The sequence below is a fragment of the Grimontia sedimenti genome, assembly GCF_011045095.1.
GTDB classification, from domain to species: domain Bacteria; phylum Pseudomonadota; class Gammaproteobacteria; order Enterobacterales; family Vibrionaceae; genus Enterovibrio; species Enterovibrio sedimenti.
Window position 1 is genome coordinate 1 of record NZ_JAALDL010000053.1, and the last position, 837, is coordinate 837.

General features: G+C 62.5%; 1 protein-coding gene. It reads right to left on the bottom strand.

From position 1 onward, the window contains the following. Positions 1 to 837 (bottom strand): hypothetical protein (locus G5S52_RS23440; RefSeq protein ID WP_205744044.1); only part of this gene is annotated, 837 nt, incomplete at both ends.

The following is an 837-nucleotide window of genomic DNA, read 5'->3' on the forward strand; positions in this document are numbered from 1 at the left end:
GGTAGTCGAACCGTCTGTCGTACCCGTCGTTGAGCCGTCGGTGCCGCCCGTGGTCGAACCGTCCGTCGTACCTGTGGTTGAGCCGTCTGTGCCGCCCGTAGTCGAACCGTCGGTCGAACCTGTAGTGCTGCCATCAGTACCGCCGGTGGTCGAACCGTCAGTGGTACCTGTGGTGCTGCCATCCGTACCGCCGGTGGTCGAACCGTCCGTCGTACCTGTGGTGGTGCCGTCTGTCGTACCCGTGGTGCTGCCGTCAGTGGTACCTGTCGTCGATCCATCAGTACCGCCGGTTGTTGAACCATCGGTCGTACCCGTAGTGCTGCCGTCTGTACCGCCGGTGGTCGAACCGTCCGTGGTACCTGTAGTGGTGCCATCCGTACCGCCGGTGGTCGAACCGTCAGTGGTACCTGTAGTCGAGCCGTCAGTACCGCCAGTTGTTGAACCGTCCATCGTACCTGTCGTTGAGCCGTCGGTGCCGCCGGTGGTTGAACCGTCAGTGGTACCCGTTGTTGAGCCGTCAGTGCCGCCCGTAGTCGAACCGTCCGTGGTACCTGTAGTGCTGCCGTCAGTACCGCCTGTAGTCGAACCGTCCGTCGTACCTGTAGTCGAGCCGTCGGTACCACCAGTTGTTGAACCATCGGTGGTGCCATCCGTACCGCCCGTGGTTGAACCGTCTGTAGTACCCGTCGTTGAGCCGTCAGTGGTACCCGTAGTCGAGCCATCGGTGGTACCTGTAGTCGAGCCGTCTGTGCCGCCGGTGGTTGAACCGTCGGTCGTACCTGTAGTGCTGCCGTCAGTACCGCCGGTGGTCGAACCGTCCGTCGTACCTGTAGTCGA